An 18,418-nucleotide genomic window follows, 5' to 3' on the forward strand; every position below is an offset into this window, starting at 1 on the left:
GCAAACTTTATCCCCATTCCATCCTTCCATGGATAGGGTCCTTGTCAGCATCTGCATCGTCGTGCATCTAGTGGGTGTGCAAGCAGAGCACTGCTTGTCCTCGGTACCCTGCCGATGCCATCCCCGTGGGAATAACGTCCGGCGTTCACATTGCCGTGGCGATGTATCATGTTGCGCCAAAGCGCATGTAGACACATTACCATATACAAAAAACAGGATGATATCAAACACCAATGTGTGCGAACCTATTTGGTGTGGAAATGTTCTATTCTTATCAGTGTTTAGCACCTGAAAAGCGACGGGGCTGACACAATAAACGCGGCAGAAGGTATAAGCCTTCTGCCGCGTTTTTGGTATTGTTCTGTGTATAGGTGCTTACTTCAGGTATTTCAGGAACTGATCGTCCGTCGTGAGCAGAATGCGTGTTTTGCCGGCAAAACTCTTCTTGTATGCCTCCATCGAACGCTGGAATTCATAGAACTCCGGAGACTTGCTCAGGGCTTCGGCGAATACCCGGGTAGAAAGTGCTTCACCCTCACCTCGGATTACGGAAGCCTGTCTGCGGGCTTCAGCCAGAATCACGGCCTGTTCCTTGTCAGCAGTGGACTTGATGGTCGTGGATTCTTCCTGACCTTCAGACCTGTACTGCTTTGCCTGACGTTCACGTTCCGCACGCATGCGGCCGAAGATGGCTCGCTGGTTTTCGGGCGGCAGATCGGTACGCTTGATGCGTACGTCGATGATCTCAATGCCGTATTCCGAAATCAGATCCGAAGAACGTTTGGTTACCATCTCCATGATGGCGCTTCGTTCAGAGGATACCACTTCCGTCAGCGTGTAGCGGCCGAGGAAAACACGCAGCTGCGAATACACGATGTCGTCCAGACGTGCCTGCGCACCGGGAATGGTGCGGACAGTCTGATAGAAGCGCAGCGGGTCGGTAATGCGCCAGCGGGCATAGTTATCCAGCACAAGCGCCTTTTTGTCCTTGGTCAGCGCTTCGGCAGGCTGCGCATCATAGTCGAGCACTCGGGCGTCGAAGTAGATGACATTCTGCACGAAGGGCAGCTTGAAGTGCAGACCCGGTTCGAGGACGCCACCGACAGGCTTTCCAAGTTGCAGCACGAGCGCGTTCTGGGTCTGATGCACGGTAAATGCCGACTGGAACACAACCACAAGGCCGACAAAGATGCCGATGATGAGAGTGAGCGATCTGTTAGACATGATTACTCGCCTCCCTTCACGGTCTTCAGCTTGTCGAGGGGCAGGTAAGGAATTACCTGTGACATGCCCTTGTCCGGCAGAATGAGTTTTTCCACATCGGGGTTGCCGAGGATCTCTTCCATGGCCTCAAGGTAGAGGCGCTTTTTGGTGATGTCCTTGGCCTTGTTGTATTCCAGCAACACGGCGAGGAAGCGGTTGGCTTCACCCTCGGCGTTCTTTACCACGGTTTCCTTGTAAGCCTGTGCCTGGTTCACGATCTGCGCGGCATTGCCTCGGGCTTTGGGCAGCAGTTCGTTACGGTAGGCCTCAGCTTCATTGATGATACGGCTGCGGTCTTCGCGGGCGCTGGCCACGTCCTTGAATGCGTCGATGACTTCCTTGGGCGGATGTACATCCTGCATCTGCACGGCCACCACGCGAATGCCTGCCCCGTAGCGGTCAAGAATGGTCTGCAGCAGGTCGCGGCAATCACTCTGGATCTGGGTTTTCCCCTTGGTGAGGGCGTTGTCTATCACGTTGTGACCGATGACTTCACGCATGGCCGCTTCAGAGGCGCTCTTCACGGTCCAGGGTTGCTGGGTGACGTTGAAGAGGTAAGCCACGGGATCCTTGATCTGATATTGCACGATGAACTGAACATCCACGATGTTCTCGTCACCTGTGAGCATCAGGGATTCTTCCTTCACCGAGCGCATGGCGCCCTGCTGGAAGGTGCCGCGCTCAGTGGAGCGGAAGCCCACTTCAAGACGGCGGATTTCCGTGATTTTGGGTTTGTAGACGTTCTCTACCGGGAAGGGCAGATGGTAATGGGGGCCGGCTTCCACAGTGCGGTCATATTGACCGAACCGCAGCACGATACCCACTTCATCTGGTTCCACGATAAATACGCCCGAAGCCAGCCAAAGAAGTAAGACCAGGCCAAGCACAAGCTTGCCTGCGGGGAATTTGAAACCCCTGAGCTTCTTCAGGCTGTCGCCGATAGGGTCGAGGTTGGGACCGCCGGGACCCCAACCGGGCCCGGGGCCCTGTCCGCCACCGGACTGCCTTTGCCGTTTTTCTTGCAGTTTTTCCCAATCCCAGTTCATAATGCTTGAAAAAATATGGCAGTTACGAGGATAGGTCAAGAAGCATCGGTATAAAACCGCGTCTCTGTCAAAACTTTATTCAGGACTACTCCCCGAACATGAAACCAGTGACTGAAACCGTCTTCCGCGCATATGACATACGCGGCGTGGTGGGCTCCGATTTTGACGAAGAATGGGTGGAATGCCTGGGCAGGGCCATCGGCACTTTCTTTGTGCGCCGGGGGCATCGTGATGCCGTGGTGGGGTACGACTGCCGCCATTCCTCTCCTTCTTATCAGCAGGCCCTGACCAGAGGATTGCTTTCCACCGGAGTGGACGTGACCGCTCTGGGCATGGTGGCAACCCCGCTGCTCTATTTCGGCATTGTGCATCTCGGGCGGCAGGCGGGGGTCATGATAACCGCGAGCCATAACCCGCCGCAGTACAATGGCTTCAAGGTCTGGGCCGGACGCGGGACCGTGCACACCACTGCCATACGCGAAATTTATGAGATCATGGCCTCCGGCGAATTTGCCGAAGGGCAGGGCATTGGCTGCGAGTTTGACATTGTGCCGGATTATGAGGCCGCTGTGCTTGAACGCAACCGGCTTTCCCGTCCGCTCAAGGTTGTGGTAGACGGTGGCAACGGCGCAGGGGGCGAAGTCTGCGCCCGCATATTGCGCCGCATGGGCTGCGAGGTTGAGGAAATGTACTGCGAGCCGGATGGTGACTTTCCCAATCACCATCCCGACCCTACCATAGAGGCGTACATGACGGACCTCATCGGCCGCATGCGTGCTACCGGTGCTGATCTGGGCATAGGGCTGGATGGCGATGCCGACAGGCTCGGCATAGTGGATGCCGGAGGCAGGCTGCTGCTTGGTGATGAACTTTTCAGCCTGTTTGCCCGTGATGTGCTGGCCAGATTGCCCGGCAGTCTGCTCATCGGGGATGTGAAGTGCTCTCACCGCCTGTTTGACGATATCCGTCAGCACGGTGGCAGAACCATGATGTGGGTGACGGGGCATTCCGTGATGAAGGCCAAGATGCTTGAGGAAAACGCCCCCATGGCGGGCGAGCTTTCCGGTCACATGTTCTTCAACGAGGGCTGGTTCGGCTTTGACGATGCCGTGTATGCTGCGGCGCGCATGGCCTCCATCCTTTCCGCGCAGAAAAAACCCCTGACGGAACTGCCGGGGTGGCCCCATGCGTGTAGTACGCCGGAATTGCACGTACCGTGTCCGGATGCTGTGAAGTTTGCCGTCATAAAAAAAGCACAGGATTATTTTCGGGCACGTCATGATGATGTAATAGATATTGATGGCGTGCGACTGAATTTTCCGGACGGATGGGGACTGGTGCGCGCATCCAATACGCAGCCGGTGCTTGTGATGCGTTATGAGGCGCAGACCGGAGATAGACTTGATGAGATACGGACGATGATGGAAACGCCGCTTCTGGAATGGATAGCCGAAGCGGGCGGACAAATATAACGCTTCGCGCCCTGTGCGCGGATGAAGGCGGCTGAGATGAAGATATTGCGGGCAAACAAGATGGAGCGGTGTATCGGATGCCATTCCTGTTCGCTGGCGTGCGCCCGTCTGGTGCACAGAAAACTGTCGTGGAACACGGCGGGTATACGCATTGCGTCGGCTGGCGGCCTTTCCACCGGCTTTGAAGCGCATTTGTGCGTGGCCTGTGATCCTGCACCCTGTGCTGCGGCGTGTCCCACCGGTTCGCTGACACAGCGTAAGGGCGGTGGCGTGAAACAGGAACGCGATCTCTGCATCCGCTGCGGCAAATGTGCCGCAGCCTGCCCCGTGGATGCCATATACATGGAACCGGAAGAGAATGTCCCCTATCTGTGTATTCACTGCGGGCGGTGTGTGGCCTTCTGTCCGCACGGGTGTCTGGAACTTGTCGATGCCCCTGATTCGGTGCATGAAACCGCCGGAGAGGGTGGCTCCACAGGTGTTTCCACGGACGCTTCCACGGGCGTTTCCACGGACGCTTCCACGAATGTTTCCACGGATGTTCCCACGGACGGTCAGGCAGCCAAAGGGGTGAGCGATGCGTACTGATTACAGCTATTCCCGCGTATTGCATGTCGACCTTGAAACAGGTCGCTCCCGTGTGCTGCGTTTCGGCAGCAGAGCCGAGCATCTGGGCGGCAGCGGTCTTGCCGCAGCCCTGTATGCAACATATGGCCTGCCGGAGGCTCCGGCGCTGGACCCAAGACAGCCTCTGATATTTGCCGTGGGCCCGCTTACAGGCTTCTTCCCGCTCATGAGCAAGGTGGTGTGCGGATTCCGTTCGCCCTATACGGGCGAGTGGGCAGAGAGCCACGCCGGTGGCAGGCTTGCCCTGTCGCTGCGCTTTGCAGGGTATGATGCGCTTATGGTCACGGGGGCGGCACGCGGCCTTTCTGCACTGGTGGTCGGCGCGCGCACCGTGGATGTGCATGATGTGAGCTATCTGCGCGGAGCAGACGTTTTCTCCGCCGGTAAGTATCTGCGCCGTTTCGGCAAGAGCAGCTCGGGCCACCGTTCCTGCATCCGCATAGGACCTTCCGGAGAGCGCGGTGTGCATTACGCTTGCATTAATGTGGATTCCTTCCGCCATTTCGGCAGGCTCGGTGCCGGGGCTGTGATGGGGGCCAAGAACCTCAAGGGTATTGTTGTGCAGGGCGACGGATCGTTTGTGCTGCCCGAAGGCAATGCCTACGCCAAGCTTATGCGCGAGGTGTACAAGGACATCACCGCCACGGACAAGATGCGCAAGTATCATGACCTCGGAACTCCGGCCAACCTGCTGGCACTGAACGAGCTCAAGGCCCTGCCGTGGAACAACCTGCAGAAGACATCGGACGAGCGCATAGACGGCGTTTCCGGCGAGACTTTTGCCGACAAGTTCCTGCTGCGCCAGACGGCCTGTGCGGGCTGCCCCGTGGGGTGTATCCATATCGGCCTGCTGCGTCAGCAGTTCGCCAAGGACCATGAGTTTCTCTACAAGCAGGTTTCCTACGACTATGAGTCCATTTTCGCACAGGGAACCATGCTGGGGCTGACAGACGCCTCAGATGTGCTGGCCCTGCTGGACGAGACAGAAAAGCTGGGACTGGACTGCATGAGTTCCGGTGTGGCGCTCGCATGGGTTGCCGAGGCTTCGGAAAAGGGTGTGTTGAGCGAGAAGGAAACCATTGTTCCCATACGCTTCGGTGAGGTGCAGGGCTTTCTGGAAGCGCTGCGTCATCTGGGCATGGCGAGCAACGAGTTTTACCGTGTGCTGGGTACCGGTACGCTCAAAGCGGCCGACATATACGGCGGCGCGGATTATGCCTGTGTTCTCGGGCAGGAAATGGCGGGCTATGCCACGGGCGAAGTGTTCTTCGTCGCACAGGCATACGGGTTCCGCCATTCGCATCTGGATTCCGGCGGCTATTCGTGGGACCAGAGCGCCAAGGACAAGGATGCAGGCAAGGCTGTGGACTTCCTCGTGGATGACGAGTACAAGCGCATCCTCATCAACAGCATGGTTTCCTGTATGTTTGCCCGCGCCTCGTATGGCCCTGATCGCATAGGCGAGTGCCTCGAATCGGTGGGACTTGCAGATGTGGCCGCCAATCTCGGCACGGCCGGCAAAGCCATGCAGGCCCTGCGCTGGAATCTCAAATGCCGCACCGGTTTTGATGTGCACGCCGTGCGTATACCCAAGCGGTATTCAGAGGTTGTCACATGGAAGGGCGGCATTGACGAGGCCTACATGAACGATGTGCGCAGGCGTTACGAACAGGCTATTCTGGATATGGCGGCAAAGGCTCCTGCCATTTCCGGAGGAGAGGAGGGGTAATGCTGTTCCGCTCCAGGGGCCCGCTCATCAAGGCCGAGAGCGGGTCTGAACTCTTTCTCCGCTCGATGCTGCTGATTACCGTGGTTGTGCTCGTGGGCGTGGCCTTCTGGTATCAGATCGGAGCGAACCTCCGCGATATCAACTCGCGGGGGGCTGTGTGGGATGAAGCCAATGTGCTCACTGCCGACCAGCGGGCAGCCTTGCGCGAGTATGCCGCCGAATTGAAGGAAGTATATGGCATAAAGCTGCGTCTGCAGATTCGCACCTCGCCGGTCGCGTTGCCGGATATGGACAGCAAGACCCTGTTCATAGGCATAAATCCGCAGACACAGCAGGTGCTGGTCGAGTTCCCCACATTGCTGCGCAAGGCTTTGGGAGATGATTACCTGTACCGTATGCAGAACGAGCATTTCGGCCCCTATTTTCAAAAGGGCCAATGGCAGCAGGGGCTCGCAGACGCGTTGACCCGGTTGTGGTTGGACATGGGGGGCGGTTAGCAGGACCGGCCAGCACGGTTCGCTCGCATGCGGCTTGAAACTACTATTATTTGACCGGAACGGGCAGATTACTGCCTGTCCGGTTGCCAGCTACGCACCGCCCGTTTTCAGACAGCCGGGCGGTATCAGGTGAATGACATATATGAAGCAAGTTCAGATATTCACGGATGGTTCCTGTCTCGGAAACCCCGGCCCCGGCGGCTGGGGCACCATTCTTCGCTGTAATGGCACGGAAAAGGAGTTGTCCGGCGGTTTTTCGCTGACAACCAATAACCGCATGGAGATTCTTGCCGTTCTTGAAGGGCTGTCTGCCCTGACTGAGGAGTGCAAGGTCGACCTGTACACAGACTCGCAGTACGTGCGTAATGCAGTTGAGAAGAAGTGGCTGGTGAACTGGCAGAAGAACGGCTGGAAGACCGCAGGCAAGCAGCCTGTGAAGAACCGCGACCTGTGGGAACGGCTTGTGCCGATGCTGAAGAAGCATACCGTGCAGTTCCACTGGGTACGGGGACACAGCGGGCATCCCGAAAATGAGCGCTGTGACGTTCTGGCCCGTACAGAGGCAGGCCGCAAGGGGCAGCCGGCTGATCCGGGGCACGAGGCGTAAACCTGCGCATACCGTGTAGCACGATGCTGTTTTTCAGGGACAGGTTCGGTAGTCCGGACCTGTCCTTTTTCATCGATGTATCAGGTTACGCTATAATAAAGAATAATTCTCATTGTCTAAGTGCCTGCAGACAGGTAAATACAGACGAAATACTACGGCACACTCAGAGGAGAGATAGTCATCATGCAGCAGGCGGTGGCTTTGCGAACTCGTAACCCCGGCATGAAGCTTGATATACAGCTTGGCACTAAAATGCTCATGAGCCTGTATGGTTCGGAAAGCAAGCATGGTACCGAACTGATCGGACTGAACCCTTATGAGTATCTCATCCTCAAGATGCCGCTGGTACCGGGTATTCGCAACCGCATGATGCCCGGCGAAGGACTGACGATCAGATACATGTTTCAGGGGACCATCATCGGCTTCAAGACACATGTCATCAACCATATCAGCAAGCCTTCCTCTCTGGTTTTCGTGGAGTTTCCCGATAGTCTGGAGCAGTATGAGCTGCGGTCGGATAAACGCCTCAAATGCATCATTCCCACAGAGGTGCATTCTTCGCACGGGGTGCACAAGGCAGCCATTGTGGATCTTTCTGCCGGCGGATGCAAAATCTGCTTCGAAGTGAAGAGTTCGGATGCTGTGCGCAAGCTCGATTCGGACGAGATGCTGGTTATCAAGGGCAATCTGTTTGCAGGCGAAGATGCAACGCTTTCATGCGTGTGCCGCAATGTCGAAATAGAAAAGTCGACCATGACCGTGGGGGCGGCTTTCACTGATCTTGACCCCTGTGTCTCCAGAAGACTCAGAGAGTATATAGAAACCGTTTCGACCTTCCTGTAACTGTCGTATACGGAGTACAAGCGGGCCATGCCATGTGCAGTTTTTGCGCGGCATGGCTTTTTCTTTTGTCGCGTTTTCAGCACATACGGGTTGCAGAGTTTACATGCCCGGTACGGAAGCGTAAGAGGGAATAATGGAGAATTTTATGGACCTGTTGCATCAGCTTGGATTCACGGATTGGCCCGTGCTGTGGGCGGGGTTGATCAAGCCCATGCTCAGGCTCGTATTTTTCATCGCAGCGGGCCTCATGCTGGGGAATATCATCGAGGCGCTTAACTGGACACACGGGGTAGCGCGCATTGCCGCTCCTCTTGTGCGTATGGGGCATTTGCGGGATATCTCGGGTGCATCCTTTTCCATGGCCTTTTTTTCCACCATTACGGCCAACACCATGCTGGCAGGCAGCTACGAGAAGGGGGAAATCTCCCGTCGGGAACTTGTCTTTGCCAACCTGTTTAACAGCACACCGGCCTTTTTTCTCCATCTGCCATCCATGTTCTTCATGGCGGTCCCGTTCATTGGGGATGCAGCCTTTACGTATGTGGGGCTGGTGCTCGCGGCTGCCATTCTCCGCACTTTGGGAACCGTGGCGGCTGGCCGCATCATGCTGCCCCCGTTACCGGAAGGGTGCATAACCTGCCGTCTTGAAGAAGAACGAAGCAACAGCTGGAAGGATGCGCTGCGCAAGAGCTGGCGACGGTTTCGGCAGCGCCTGCCGCGCATTCTCTACATCACCATGCCGGTGTATTTGCTGATGTATGTTATGAATAAGACTGGTGGGTTCGATTCTCTGCAGGCAATGATGGAAGGCAGGGTGGGCGTGCTGAACTTTCTCAATCCTGCCGGAATCAGCGTGGTGCTCATGCATCTTGCCGCAGAGTTCGCCGCCGCACTTGCCGCCGCCGGACAACTATTGCATGCCGGAACGCTGACTGCGCGGGATGTTGTGATGACTCTGCTTGTGGGCAACATCCTTTCATCCCCCATGCGGGCATTCAGGCATCAGTTCCCTTCCTATGCGGGCATTTTCAAGCCGCGTCTGGCCTTGTTTCTTATCGCCTTCAATCAGGTGCTCAGGGCTGCTTCCATCGCGTTGATGGCCGCCCTCTATTACTGGTGGACCGCGTAGGCAGCGCCGGTCTGCAAGCTTGATGACCGAACAGTGCCGCTCCGCTCGTAGAGTTCTGCCGCATGCAGGGGCTGGTGTGGGATTGAAAGTTTGAAGTCTTTGCCCTGGAGGGGGCGTGACCAGCGGATGCTGGTTGCGATCTTTGCGCTTCATGAAACGGCCGCTCTTCAGGGAAGAGCGGCCGTTTTGCATGGCAAAAGAAGAACCCCGGGACGGGTGGGGGCCGTGCCGGGGTTCAACTACTTTGAGCTTATACCGTATATGTGACTCAGGCGTTATGCCTTGGTCGCATTCAGCTTTTTCTCCTGCGGGAAGACCGGCAGGTAGCGGTAAGAGAGCGAGAGCACGATGGCGCCGTAAGCGACAACCAGTGCACTGGAGCCCCATTCCGCCCAGTTCGGTGCATACGTTTCCCAGCTGTCAAAGGGCATTACCGGCATAGCCAGTGCCTGAACCGTGAAGACGTAGCGGTTGATGGTTACACCGATGCAGTCGAGCAGGGCGGCGGAGTAGAACAGTGCAGGGTTGTTGCGCAGGCTGGGAACGAGCAGGATGATGCAGGGCAGCACACCGCAGAGACCCAGTTCAGTCCAGAGCAACCACTGGCCGTATATGTTTCCATAGAAGTTCTGTTCGAAAGTAAGACCCGCGTTGGGCAGGATGGTATTGATCCAGCCGTAGGTGTCCATGAACTTGAAGATCAGGTACACGAACAGCATGGAACCGGCGATCTTGCCCATGAGGCTCTTGATTTCCCAGCTTACCAGCTTCTTGCCGGTCATCTTTTCCATGATGGTGGCGATCAGTACGGTGAACACCGGACCGGAACCCACAGCGGAAATGACGAACAGGAAGAAGGTCCAGGGCCATACGAAGAAACCTTCGCGGAAGACATAGGGGCGGGCGAAGAGCACGCCGTACATGCCACCGAGAGAGCCCTGGTGGAAGGTGGAAAGGAACGCACCGATACCGGCGAACAGAGGCATCATAACGTGCAGGTTGTGCGCGATGTGATGCAGCAGCGGATTGCGGTTAAGCTGCTTCTGTTCAAGGATGAGCGGTACGTATTCGATGATCAGCACGATAAGGTAACACGTGATACAGAAGATAACTTCTGTGAGCATGGAGTGTACGTTGGCGTGCCAGTAACCGAACCATGCGCGAATCGGCTGACCTACGTCGAGAACCAGAATGAGCATGGCGCCTGAGTAACAGATGAACCCTACGATAACCGTCAGGTTGATGATGTTCTTCAGGGGGTCGATGTTCAGGATGTATCTGAGCAGACCGGTGAAGAACGCACCTGCGCCGAGGGCGATGACGGCGAGGTCGAAGGTAATCCAGAGGCCGAAGCCGAAGTAGTCGTCCAGTCCGGTTACGCCAAGACCGGTGCTGAGCACCTTGTACGCGGCGTAGAGACCCCAGGCAGCGACCACACCGACAAGTCCCATCCAGATCATGAACTTCAGCAGGGAACAGCGCTGTGCACCTTCCGGGAAGAGATCATGATCAGCGGGAAGAGAGTAGTTCTTTTCCATGGTGTTCTACCCCTTGACCTTTTCATTATCCAGGTAGTTATCCAGCTGGCGGCGAACCCACTCGCGACGGCTGATGTAGTATACCTGAGTGTCGGCGTGCAGGCGCTCGAGCAGGCGGCTGGCATACTTGGAGCGTGCCAGGTGGTACACCTGATGGTCGGGATTGTTCAGATCGCCGAATACGATAGCGCCGTTCGGGCAAGCTTCGGTACAGGAAGTAACGTAGTCACCGTCGGCCAGAGCCTCGGGGTCACGTCCTTCCACGATTGCCTTGTCCTTGGCCTGCATGAAGCGGTGGTGACAGAAAGTGCACTTTTCGACCACACCGCGGGGACGTACGGATACGTCGGGGGTGAGGGCCTTTTCCATGCCTTCGGGCCACACAGGGTCAAGCCAGTTGAAGTAGCGTGCATGGTAAGGGCACGCTGCCATGCAGTACCGGCAGCCGATGCAGCGGGGGTAGATTTGGCTGACAATGCCGCCTTCTTCGTTCTTGTCCGTTGCAATAACGGGGCAGACCGATACGCAGGGCGGGTGGCCGCACTGCTGGCAGGGGCGGGGCAGGTACGCTACATCATGCTCAGGGAAAGGCTTCTTGTTGCTGAGCTCATAGACTACCAGCCAGTTCATCACCTTGATCTTGTTGGAGGCATCTTCGATAGGAGACAGGTTGTTTTCAGCCTGGCATGCAACCATGCAGGCACCGCAACCGGTACACTTATCGATGTCGATTGCCATCCCCCATTTTACTTTGAATTCTTTTACTTGCATGACGATCGTCCCTTATGCCTTGCTGATGGTGACGCCGGCCATGTTCCAGACGGAAAGGCCCGTTCCTGCTTCGAAACCGACGGTCAGCAGCTGCATGACGTTCTCGCCCTTGCCTTTGCTGAACTGGTCGAAGGCGGTGTGACCGAGGCCCATCAGAACGGCAATGGTGTCGTTCATGATGCCTTCGAAGATGTTCACGCGGGCGGTCAGGTTGCCGCTCTTGTTGCTGATGACGATCTTGTCATGCATCAGCACGCCGAGCTTGCGGGCGGTGGCGCCATTCATCGCTACGTACAGCTCATTGCCCTGCAGTTCCCAGCGGCGGATAAGCTTGTTGTTGTACGGCGGGATGGCGGTCTTTGCGGTACCGATGCCGAGCTTGAAGACGGGAGCCACTGCAAAGTCGCCTTCCTTGGCCTTGGGGGCCACGCTCTTTGCAAGAGCGTCTGCACCGAAGGAAAGGGAAGCGCTTACGGTGGCGTCGCTCATGAAGACGTTGCCGTCCATCAGACTGTCCCAGTCTGCACCCATGGCCTGAGCCTTGGCCTGCAGCACTTCTTCCCATGAGCTTACGCCAAGCGAGCAACCGAGCTTTCCTGCAAGGGCGATAATGTAGTCGCCGGCGGGCTTCACGTTTGCGGGCATGGGAGCCACGGGGCGGGCAAGGCAGTAAAGTGCCTGGCCGGAACCGTACGGGGTAGCAACGTCATCCAGACGCTCAAGGCCCATGGGAACGGGCAGCACGAGGTCGCAGAGCATCGCGGTTTCATCAAGGAAGGTGGTGAAGGTAGCCTTGAAGGGCACCTTGGCCAGCACTTCGGACATCTTGGTTGCCTGCGGCAGCGCATAGGCAGGGTTGGCTTCGTAGAAGACCATGGCCGCGGGGGCCTTTTCCTTGCCTGCGTTGATGCGGGACATGTAGGACACGAAGTCCTTGCCCATCATCTCGGCGCGGGTCATTGCAGAAGATACCACCGGTTCGGCAACGGGCAGCAGCTTGAGGCCGCCCTTGCGGTTCATGCCACCGAGCAGCATGTTCACGGCAACACCTGCCATGACAGTGGCGGCACCGGTGCCCTGACCGAAGTCGGAACCGGTGATTACCAGAGGAGTGCGGGCCTTCATCAGTGCGCCGGCCACACTCTTGAGCTGTTCGGGGTTGGTGCCGGTGATCTCGGCAACCTTGGCGGGGTTGTATGCTTCAACAAGGCTGCGGAATGCGTCGAAGTCTGCAGCATCGGCCCTTGCCCCGGCCTTGATGAGCAGATGCGCGATACCGAGAGCGAAAACGCCTTCGGTGCCGGCCTTGATGGGCACCCACTGGTCAGCGCCTGCTGCGGTGCTGTTCTGCACAGGACCGGCAAACACGTACTGAACTGCGGGTTCTTCGCCATGGGGACGGGCAGCCTTGTATGCCGCACGGTTGCGGATAACGGTGCCCCAGGTTTCGAGTACGTTTGCGCCAATGGCGAGAACGTAGTCGCTGTTTTCGATGTCGTAACCGAGCTGACCCTTGCCGCCCATGGCTGCAACGGCCTTGGCTGCGGGCTGCGCTTCGGTGGGCATCAGGTAGAAGTTACCGGAACCCGCCTGGACGGCGATTGCGGAAAGAACTTCGTTGATGGTGCCGGTTTCGTCACCGGACACACATGCGATGCCGCCCTTTGCTGCACCGAGTTTCTCGGCCAGCATGGCGTCGGCTTCTTCCCAGCTGATGGCAACATATGCACCGTCTGCAGCCTTCTTCAGCGGACGCATGACGCGCGCGGGGCTGTGGAGCATCTGTGCTTCAGCAACTGCCAGGGGGGAGATACCGCCCTTGGAAAGCGGATGGTTTTCGTCGGGGAGGATGCGCACAGGGCGGTCGCCCACAAGACGAACCTTCATGCCCACGCAGGAAGGACACAGCTTGCTCACGGTGGAGACATAGGTGCTTGCGCCATCTACGTTGGAGGGAATCCAAGGCCAGTTCTGGGTCCAAATACTTGCGTCGTCGAGCAGTTTCCACGGAATCGGCGTTACCATAACGCCTGCGCTGACGCCCGCGACGAACTTGAGAAAACCTCTTCTATCAACTGCCATTGAAACCACCCCTTTTACTTATGGCAGACATAACATGCGTTGCTGGAACGAGTGGTGCCGTAGTGCTCAGGGTGAGCATGGCATTCCTCGCAGCGCCACATCTTCATGGTCTGCTTGCTGTACTTGGTCAGCTTGTTTTCATAGTAAACCGGGGCTTCGTCCGTTTCGGCCACATTGGGATGGCACGAAGAACAAAGCTCGGTCTCGGTAAATTCGTGACACTTGTTGCACGAATCCATCGAGTGAGCCGCATGGCTGAAGAACACGTTGTCCGGCTGTTTTTGATAGACAAGCCATTCGACTTCCTTGCCGGTGTTTACATATTCTTCAATGAAACGGACCTCTTCAGGATCGCTTCCCATGGGTTCGCTGTGACATTCTGCACAGCTTTCCGTGGTGGGGAGACCCGCAAAAGTACCGTCTTCACGGAGGAAGTGGCATGACGAACATTCCATGCCTGCACCCTCCATATGCACCTTATGGCTGAAACGTATCGGCTGATGCTTCTGTGAATAAAGCATCTGCGGGAACGCCCACCAGCCCAAGATGAGTGCCACTACCAGACCTACGAAGAACGGGGCTGCGCCGCCAAACTGGCCGGACGCGCTGTTCCCGTTGGCAGGATGTAAATGCCTGTCCGCCATAACCCTTCGCCTCATAGCTGGTTTGAAAAATTAAAAAAAATGCCCACAATTGCCACGCCCATTACCTAAGCGGAAGCCAATTGCCGTGTCAAGGTGAAATAATTCACGAACTCAGCGTCTGCAGCGGTAACCGACTGTATGTATTGGAAGTAGAAAAATACGCTCTCATCCTTCCATTTACGCATTCAGGGTGATCAGACTCGCCCTGTCATTTTTACGCCCGATTCCGGATTCAATGATCTCCGGTGAATGCGTCCTTTCAAAATGGATGTGTCTTGCGATGCGGGTGATGTTCTGCGAGCGTTCTGTCAGTGAGAGGTGTGGGCGCGAGGCGTTTGTCCTTGTTTGGCACAAACGCGCACGTCAGTGTGCAGGGCGTGCTTGAGCCCGGCGCAGAGCCGCGACTTGCGTGCCTTGTATGGATTCCCCGCAGGGAACATCTGATAGCCCGAGGGCCGGACATGGGATACCGTGTCAGACCCGAATCATGCTGACTGATTGTCACAGACATGGGGTGCGTTGAAACCGGAAGATGGCGGAGCGGGATGTGTTTGCCGTTAGTAGACAAAAGGCGTGGCGAAGTCCCGCAATGCCGGCAGCAGCTTGTCTTTTTCAGATAAAACGGGTGCCATATCCGGCCATTCTATGGCGAGGTCGGGGTCATTCCACGCGATTCCCCCTTCCATCTTGGGATCGTAGTAGGCGTCGACCTTGTACTGGAACTCGGTTCCCCGCTCCAGAGTCATGTAGCCATGCGCAAAGCCGCGCGGAATGAGCAGGCGTTTGAAATTCTGTTCGGAGAGAACAAGCGTGTAGCATTGCTTGAAGGTGGGCGATCCGGCCCGCAGATCAACTGCAACGTCAAAGACAGAGCCGCGTGTTACCCACACCAGTTTAGCCTGTGATACCGGTGGCAGCTGGAAATGCAGTCCGCGAAGAACGCCTGCCTGCTCGGAGCGGGCGTGATTGTCCTGCACAAAGTCGTGCGGCAGCCCTGCCTGTTGCAGGGTTTCCTTACGGTACGTTTCAATGAAGAAACCGCGGTGGTCTCCGTGAACTTTGGGTTCCAGGACGACCAGCCCCGGAATGCCGGTTTGTACGATCTGCAAGCCCAACTCCTTGGCTGGTAGTATCATAATAATAGGGGCATGTTAGCTTGCCCGAAAATGATTGTGACAAGTGTACATGAACCCGGCGGGGTTGGAAAGAGGTGTGAAGCAGGGGCGGGTTTCTCAAAAAAACGTCTTGCCCCCTTCCCAAGTGTGGTACGCATAGGTATAAGGATTGCCGAATATCGTGCAGTATGCACGACTGCGAACCGGATGCACAGGCCCGTGGGGGGCGTGGAGGCAGGGTTTCGGGGTATTATTGCCGGCATGCTGTGGTAAGGGGCTGGTTCAGAAAATGAGTGTTGTTAAAAATGATATCGCCGGAATGGCGAATGCATCGGGCGTGTCCTCTGTGAGTGATGCCGGGTCTGATGTCGAGGTGTTGCGCGAGCAGCTTCTTTCGCTGCGTGAGTCTCATGCCGCGCTTGAAGAGACGGTGGAACGGTTGCAGCGTGAGCGACAGCTGCTTGAGGATATCCTGAACGCCATTCCTGACAAGCTGACGGTGCACGACCGTGCTGAGAAGGTTGTCTTCAGCAACTGGAGCGAAGAGGATACCTACTGGGAGAACAGGGGCGGAGACAGAGACGGTACCGTCTGCTTCGGCTGTTTTTTCAGGGGCGAGAAGTATTGCGATCAGTGTCAGGTCGAAGAGGTTTTTGAGACCAGAAAGCAGAAAGTCATCGAGCTCTACAATCCTCAGACGCGGGAATATCGTTCTATCACTGTGTTTCCGGTTGCCTGCAAGAGCGAAGACTGTTCCATGGTGGCAGAGTATGTGCGCGATGTTACCGCCACCCGCAAGATGGAACGCGAGCTGCGTGTTGCCAAGGAAGCCGCAGATGCGGCGAACAAGGCCAAAAGCGAATTTCTTGCATCCATGAGCCACGAAATACGTACGCCTATGAACGGGGTGCTGGGCATGCTTGATCTGGCCATGGATACCGAACTGGACGAAGAGCAGCGTGAGTATCTGGAATCAGTCCAGAACTCGGCTGAATCTCTGCTGGCGCTCATCAATGACATTCTGGATTTCTCCAAGATCGAAGCGGGCGTCATTGAGCTTGATAATCAGGCCTTCCGGCTTCGAAAGCGCCTGTCAGCTCTGCACACCATGTTTGTGCACCGCGCTGAAGAGCGGGGGCTCGACTTCCGTTTCTCCGTTCCGGATTCCGTTCCCGACGGTCTGATGGGAGATCCGCTGCGCCTGCGTCAGGTGCTTGTGAACCTGCTGGACAATGCACTCAAGTTTACCGAATCGGGGCAGGTGCAGCTGGCTGTGGATGTGGTGCAGGACTTTCCCGACAATTCGGTCGAAATTGAATTTTCTGTTACTGATACGGGCTCGGGAATTCTCGAGGCCCATCAGGAGCGCATCTTCGACAGCTTTGCGCAGGCAGACGGCTCATTCTCACGTCGGCATCAGGGTACAGGGCTCGGCCTTGCCATCTGCAAAAGGCTCGTCGAGCTCATGGGTGGCAACATCAAGGTCAAGAGTGCGCCGGGACAGGGTGCCCGGTTCAGCTTCATCATTCCCTTCCAGCTGGCGTACCTTGAGGAGAAGCCCGTAGCCCGCAAAGCAGGCAGCGCAGAGAAAAAGCCGGTTGCGGCCTGCCGTGGTCGCATCCTCGTTGCCGAGGATCATCCGGTAAACCTCTTGTATATCGAAAAGTTCCTGAAGAAGCAGGGCTTTGAAGTGCAGGCCGTGTCTGATGGAACCGAGGTGATACCTGCGTTGCGGGAAAGGGAGTTCGATCTTATTCTTATGGATATTGCCATGCCCGAAATGGATGGGATGGGCGCGGCAAAGGCCGTGCGTGCCTCCAGCGGGTTGAAGACTCCTTCTACGGTGCCGATAATTGCCATGACGGCTCACGCCATGAAGGGCGACCGGGAGCAGTTTCTTGCCGCCGGTATGGACGACTACATCGGCAAGCCCATCAACTCGGACAACCTGCTCAGCCTGATTTTGAAGTACCTTTTGCAGAATCAGGCATAGAATTAGTCAGGCGGGCCGGTGGCAATGCTTTTGCGGCCTTGCACTTTCTGCGGGAAACATATATACACCGTTTCCCGCGCGGCATGGCCGCAACGGTCATAATCAAGCGGAAGGGTGGCAGAGCCCGGTTTATTGCAGCAGTCTTGAAAACTGCCGACGTTTTACGACGTCCGTGAGTTCGAATCTCACCCCTTCCGCCATTGAGCATAACTGCCTTGAAGGGCAATCTTTTTCAGGCTTGTACGGCAAATGGACAACCTTGGAATACCTTGGTGGTACATATTGCGAGGTGCAAGCCTGTGTCATTTTCTGCTCCCCCCTGTCATTTCCAGTTTGCAAGTGATTCAGGTTTCACACGATCTGAGGGTGTGCTTCCTTCTGCCGAGCGGGAATACGTGCATACCATTCGGGTGCACTTCATGTTGGCTGCCCAAATATCTGTGTGCTTATCATAAGTATGACGCAGGGTTGAATGTCCTATATGGTTGCTCTGTGTCGTTAGAGAGTATGTTTGATGGTAATTATTAAAAATAAAAATTGACGCATTGTGCGTGTTGGCGTAGTCTGTTTAATTCGTTGTAAAGAAACGTACATGTGTACGTGCGCGAGTTATCAGATAGTTATCGAAAGTATTAAAGTTTGGAGTTTTTTTGAATAAGTTTATTTATGTTGGAAACCTGTCCTGGGAATGTACTAATAATGATCTTCACGCCCTTTTTTATAGATACGGAGCAGTTGTTTCTGCACGTGTGGTAAAAGATAGTGAGAATGGATATTCCCGTGGTTTCGGGTTGGTTGAAATGGGTATTTCAGGTTCTGCAGATGCCATTAAATCTCTTGATGGTTCAAGCTATCAGGGACGAAATATTAAAGTGAACGAATCTCAGCCCCGCGGGGGCCGTCTTCGCTTCTAATCGAAGCTGACTCAGGATTCATAAGCCCGCCGTTTGGAGGGCTTTTTTTATTATCAGTGATATTGCTGTATGCTAATGCATATGCATAAAAAATCAGCATATTCGCAGGCATTCAACAGTGGATTGTTTGATTGATTGTTGATTAAGG

The 18,418-nt window shown here is 56.0% G+C and carries 16 protein-coding genes and 1 tRNA gene; 10 read left to right on the forward strand and 7 right to left on the reverse strand.

The features are described from left to right. Positions 1-375 precede the first annotated feature (375 nt). Both hflC and hflK read right to left on the reverse strand, forming a co-directional pair. Positions 376-1,224 (reverse strand): protease modulator HflC, encoded by an 849-nt coding sequence (gene hflC / locus HUV30_RS05160; RefSeq protein ID WP_174404357.1) that lies wholly within the window; start codon positions 1,222-1,224, stop codon positions 376-378. Positions 1,225-1,226: 2 nt separating this feature from the next. After that, positions 1,227-2,309, reverse strand: a complete 1,083-nt coding sequence (gene hflK / locus HUV30_RS05165) for an FtsH protease activity modulator HflK (RefSeq protein ID WP_174404358.1) — start codon at positions 2,307-2,309, stop codon at positions 1,227-1,229. A 98-nt stretch (positions 2,310-2,407) separates the two neighbouring features. On the opposite strand from hflK, the gene HUV30_RS05170 reads away from it, so the two are divergent. The 7 genes from HUV30_RS05170 to HUV30_RS05200 all read left to right on the forward strand — a co-directional run bounded on the left by HUV30_RS05170 (position 2,408) and on the right by HUV30_RS05200 (position 9,213). Beyond that, entirely contained in the window at positions 2,408-3,781 is a 1,374-nt protein-coding gene (locus HUV30_RS05170) for a phosphomannomutase/phosphoglucomutase (protein WP_174404359.1), read from the forward strand. Positions 3,782-3,817: 36 nt separating this feature from the next. Next, positions 3,818-4,369 carry a 4Fe-4S binding protein gene (locus HUV30_RS05175; protein ID WP_174404360.1) on the forward strand — a complete coding sequence of 184 codons (552 nt, stop codon included), beginning with the start codon at positions 3,818-3,820 and terminating at the stop codon, positions 4,367-4,369. Further along, on the forward strand, positions 4,359-6,137 hold the full coding sequence (locus HUV30_RS05180) for an aldehyde ferredoxin oxidoreductase N-terminal domain-containing protein (protein ID WP_174404361.1): 1,779 nt from the start codon (positions 4,359-4,361) through the stop codon (positions 6,135-6,137). The genes HUV30_RS05175 and HUV30_RS05180 overlap by 11 nt, the downstream gene beginning before the upstream one ends. Further along, positions 6,137-6,634, forward strand: a complete 498-nt coding sequence (locus tag HUV30_RS05185) for a TPM domain-containing protein (RefSeq protein WP_174404362.1) — start codon at positions 6,137-6,139, stop codon at positions 6,632-6,634. Before HUV30_RS05180 ends, HUV30_RS05185 begins: the two co-directional genes overlap by 1 nt. 142 nt (positions 6,635-6,776) lie before the next feature. After that, the gene (gene rnhA / locus HUV30_RS05190) at positions 6,777-7,241 is read left to right on the forward strand and encodes a ribonuclease HI (protein ID WP_174404363.1); all 465 of its coding nucleotides are present in this window, start codon (positions 6,777-6,779) and stop codon (positions 7,239-7,241) included. Positions 7,242-7,424: 183 nt separating this feature from the next. Next, on the forward strand, positions 7,425-8,084 hold the full coding sequence (locus tag HUV30_RS05195; protein WP_174404364.1) for a flagellar brake protein: 660 nt from the start codon (positions 7,425-7,427) through the stop codon (positions 8,082-8,084). 133 nt (positions 8,085-8,217) lie between these two features. Next, positions 8,218-9,213 (forward strand): hypothetical protein, encoded by a 996-nt coding sequence (locus HUV30_RS05200; RefSeq protein ID WP_243452076.1) that lies wholly within the window; start codon positions 8,218-8,220, stop codon positions 9,211-9,213. Positions 9,214-9,488: 275 nt separating this feature from the next. Here the strand turns inward: HUV30_RS05200 and qrcD are convergent, their stop codons facing one another. The 5 genes from qrcD to rfbC all read right to left on the reverse strand — a co-directional run bounded on the left by qrcD (position 9,489) and on the right by rfbC (position 15,357). Continuing rightward, positions 9,489-10,751 (reverse strand): menaquinone reductase integral membrane subunit QrcD, encoded by a 1,263-nt coding sequence (gene qrcD, locus HUV30_RS05205; protein WP_174404365.1) that lies wholly within the window; start codon positions 10,749-10,751, stop codon positions 9,489-9,491. A gap of 6 nt (positions 10,752-10,757) precedes the next feature. After that, positions 10,758-11,522 (reverse strand): menaquinone reductase iron-sulfur cluster-binding subunit QrcC, encoded by a 765-nt coding sequence (gene qrcC / locus HUV30_RS05210; protein WP_174404366.1) that lies wholly within the window; start codon positions 11,520-11,522, stop codon positions 10,758-10,760. Between the two features lie 12 nt (positions 11,523-11,534). Then, positions 11,535-13,604, reverse strand: coding sequence for a menaquinone reductase molybdopterin-binding-like subunit QrcB (gene qrcB / locus HUV30_RS05215; RefSeq protein ID WP_174404367.1), 2,070 nt, complete (start codon positions 13,602-13,604; stop codon positions 11,535-11,537). 14 nt (positions 13,605-13,618) lie between these two features. After that, positions 13,619-14,248 carry a menaquinone reductase multiheme cytochrome c subunit QrcA gene (qrcA, locus tag HUV30_RS05220; protein WP_174404368.1) on the reverse strand — a complete coding sequence of 210 codons (630 nt, stop codon included), beginning with the start codon at positions 14,246-14,248 and terminating at the stop codon, positions 13,619-13,621. Between the two features lie 557 nt (positions 14,249-14,805). After that, positions 14,806-15,357, reverse strand: coding sequence for a dTDP-4-dehydrorhamnose 3,5-epimerase (gene rfbC, locus HUV30_RS05225; RefSeq protein WP_174404369.1), 552 nt, complete (start codon positions 15,355-15,357; stop codon positions 14,806-14,808). Between the two features lie 325 nt (positions 15,358-15,682). Between rfbC and HUV30_RS05230 the strand changes: the two genes are divergently transcribed. The 3 genes from HUV30_RS05230 to HUV30_RS05240 all read left to right on the forward strand — a co-directional run bounded on the left by HUV30_RS05230 (position 15,683) and on the right by HUV30_RS05240 (position 18,270). After that, positions 15,683-17,356: an ATP-binding protein gene (locus tag HUV30_RS05230; protein ID WP_174404688.1), complete on the forward strand. Its 1,674-nt coding sequence runs from the start codon at positions 15,683-15,685 to the stop codon at positions 17,354-17,356. A 108-nt stretch (positions 17,357-17,464) separates the two neighbouring features. Further along, positions 17,465-17,556 (forward strand) — tRNA-Ser (locus HUV30_RS05235). A gap of 450 nt (positions 17,557-18,006) precedes the next feature. Further along, positions 18,007-18,270 (forward strand): RNA recognition motif domain-containing protein, encoded by a 264-nt coding sequence (locus HUV30_RS05240; RefSeq protein ID WP_174404370.1) that lies wholly within the window; start codon positions 18,007-18,009, stop codon positions 18,268-18,270. Positions 18,271-18,418: the final 148 nt, after the last annotated feature.

Origin of the sequence: Desulfovibrio subterraneus, from assembly GCF_013340285.1 — a bacterium.
In the GTDB taxonomy this organism is placed as follows: domain Bacteria; phylum Desulfobacterota; class Desulfovibrionia; order Desulfovibrionales; family Desulfovibrionaceae; genus Halodesulfovibrio; species Halodesulfovibrio subterraneus.

What these genes read in the sequence shown, in the direction of transcription:
- HUV30_RS05195 (WP_174404364.1), top strand. Translation starts at nt 7,425, where the DNA reads ATGCAGCAGGCGGTGGCTTTGCGAACTCGTAACCCCGGCATGAAGCTT.
- HUV30_RS05175 (WP_174404360.1), top strand. Translation starts at nt 3,818, where the DNA reads ATGAAGATATTGCGGGCAAACAAGATGGAGCGGTGTATCGGATGCCAT.
- HUV30_RS05200 (WP_243452076.1), top strand. Translation starts at nt 8,218, where the DNA reads ATGGAGAATTTTATGGACCTGTTGCATCAGCTTGGATTCACGGATTGG.
- qrcD (WP_174404365.1), bottom strand. Translation starts at nt 10,751, where the DNA reads ATGGAAAAGAACTACTCTCTTCCCGCTGATCATGATCTCTTCCCGGAA.
- qrcC (WP_174404366.1), bottom strand. Translation starts at nt 11,522, where the DNA reads ATGCAAGTAAAAGAATTCAAAGTAAAATGGGGGATGGCAATCGACATC.
- HUV30_RS05170 (WP_174404359.1), top strand. Translation starts at nt 2,408, where the DNA reads ATGAAACCAGTGACTGAAACCGTCTTCCGCGCATATGACATACGCGGC.
- qrcA (WP_174404368.1), bottom strand. Translation starts at nt 14,248, where the DNA reads ATGGCGGACAGGCATTTACATCCTGCCAACGGGAACAGCGCGTCCGGC.
- qrcB (WP_174404367.1), bottom strand. Translation starts at nt 13,604, where the DNA reads ATGGCAGTTGATAGAAGAGGTTTTCTCAAGTTCGTCGCGGGCGTCAGC.
- hflK (WP_174404358.1), bottom strand. Translation starts at nt 2,309, where the DNA reads ATGAACTGGGATTGGGAAAAACTGCAAGAAAAACGGCAAAGGCAGTCC.
- HUV30_RS05180 (WP_174404361.1), top strand. Translation starts at nt 4,359, where the DNA reads ATGCGTACTGATTACAGCTATTCCCGCGTATTGCATGTCGACCTTGAA.
- HUV30_RS05185 (WP_174404362.1), top strand. Translation starts at nt 6,137, where the DNA reads ATGCTGTTCCGCTCCAGGGGCCCGCTCATCAAGGCCGAGAGCGGGTCT.
- rnhA (WP_174404363.1), top strand. Translation starts at nt 6,777, where the DNA reads ATGAAGCAAGTTCAGATATTCACGGATGGTTCCTGTCTCGGAAACCCC.
- HUV30_RS05230 (WP_174404688.1), top strand. Translation starts at nt 15,683, where the DNA reads ATGGCGAATGCATCGGGCGTGTCCTCTGTGAGTGATGCCGGGTCTGAT.
- hflC (WP_174404357.1), bottom strand. Translation starts at nt 1,224, where the DNA reads ATGTCTAACAGATCGCTCACTCTCATCATCGGCATCTTTGTCGGCCTT.